The sequence below is a fragment of the Mesorhizobium sp. M7A.F.Ca.CA.004.12.1.1 genome, assembly GCF_003997835.1.
GTDB lineage: Bacteria > Pseudomonadota > Alphaproteobacteria > Rhizobiales > Rhizobiaceae > Mesorhizobium.
This window is the reverse complement of the sequence record NZ_RZRK01001122.1, coordinates 1-1,492: the sequence shown is the minus strand read 5'-3', so window position 1 is coordinate 1,492 and position 1,492 is coordinate 1. Positions and strand designations below refer to the sequence as shown.

General features: G+C 64.1%; 2 protein-coding genes. Both read left to right on the top strand.

Annotated elements, in window-relative coordinates:
* Window positions 1-785: dihydrolipoamide acetyltransferase family protein (locus EN984_RS34305; RefSeq protein WP_164765908.1), on the top strand; the 785-nt coding region annotated here is incomplete at its 5' end.
* A gap of 249 nt (window positions 786-1,034) precedes the next feature.
* Window positions 1,035-1,492: FAD-dependent oxidoreductase (locus tag EN984_RS34300; protein WP_127384340.1), on the top strand; the 458-nt coding region annotated here is incomplete at its 3' end.

Genomic DNA, 1,492 nt, shown 5'->3' with positions numbered 1-1,492 from the left:
GCCATGAGGACATCGAAGCGTTCCTGGCGCGCGGGCCGCAGGTTGCCAGGACATCCGGCCTCGCCCGCAACGATGCGATCCAGGATATCAAGGTGGTCGGCTTGCGGCGCAAGATCGCCGAGAAGATGTCGCTGTCGAAATCGCGCATCCCGCACATCACCTATGTCGAGGAGATCGATGTCACCGCGCTGGAGGAATTGCGCGCCGCGCTCAACAAGGAGAAGCGCCCAGGTAGGGGTGGCGTGGAGCGGCCGAAGCTGACGCTGCTGCCGTTCCTGATGCGGGCCATGGTCAAGGCGATCGCGGACCAGCCCAACCTCAATTCGCTGTTCGACGACGAGGCCGGCATCATCCACCAGCATGGCGGCATCCATATCGGCATCGCCGCGCAGACGCCGTCGGGGCTGGTAGTGCCTGTGGTCAAACATGCCGAGGCGCGCGACATCTGGGAGTGCGGCGCAGAAATCATCAGGCTGGCCGAGGCGGCCAAGTCCGGCACGGCGACACGCGACGAGCTGTCCGGCTCGACCATCACCATCACCTCGCTCGGCGCCATGGGCGGCGTGGCGACGACGCCGGTCATCAACCATCCGGAAGTGGCGATCATCGGCGTCAACAAGATGATGGTGCGGCCGGTGTGGGACGGCACCCAGTTCATCCCGCGCAAGATGATGAATTTATCGTCAAGCTTCGACCATCGGGTGATCGATGGGTGGGATGCGGCGGTGTTCATCCAGCGGATCAAGACGCTGCTGGAAACGCCGGCGCTGATCTTTGTGGATTGAGGTGATGAGGCCGATGTCGAAGCTTGAGACGGACCTTCGGAAGTTACCGGCGTTGGAATGTGGGCTCCCCCTTCTCCCCTTGTGGGAGAAGGTGTCGCCGAAGGCGACGGATGAGGGGTGTTCCAGGGAACGCCAACGCCTCACTCCGCTGGAACACCCCTCATCCGTCTCGGCGCTAACGCGCCGATCCACCTTCTCCCACAAGGGGAGAAGGACAGGGCGCCCGGCGGCCGAAAGGAAGCAGCCAACATGAAAGAAATCTCCTGCAAGCTGCTGGTCATCGGCGCCGGTCCCGGTGGTTACGTCTGCGCTATCCGTGCCGGACAGCTCGGCGTCGATACGGTGATCGTGGAAGCCGGCAAGCCGGGCGGCACTTGTCTCAATGTCGGCTGCATCCCGTCCAAGGCGCTGATCCATGCGGCGGAGGAGTTCGAGAAGGTGTCGCACATGGAAGGCGGCAAGAGCCCGCTCGGCATCTCGCTCACCGCACCGACGCTCGACCTGGCGAAGACGATCGCCTGGAAGGACGGCATCGTGAGCCGGCTCAACAGCGGCGTCGCCGGCCTGCTCAAGAAGGCAGGAGTCAAGACCGTGCATGGCTGGGCGAGCTTTCGCGACGGCAAGACGGTTGCGGTCGAGACCGAGACGGGAAGCCAAGTCATCCGCGCCGAGACGATCGTCATTGCCACCGGCTCGGCGCGGATGAC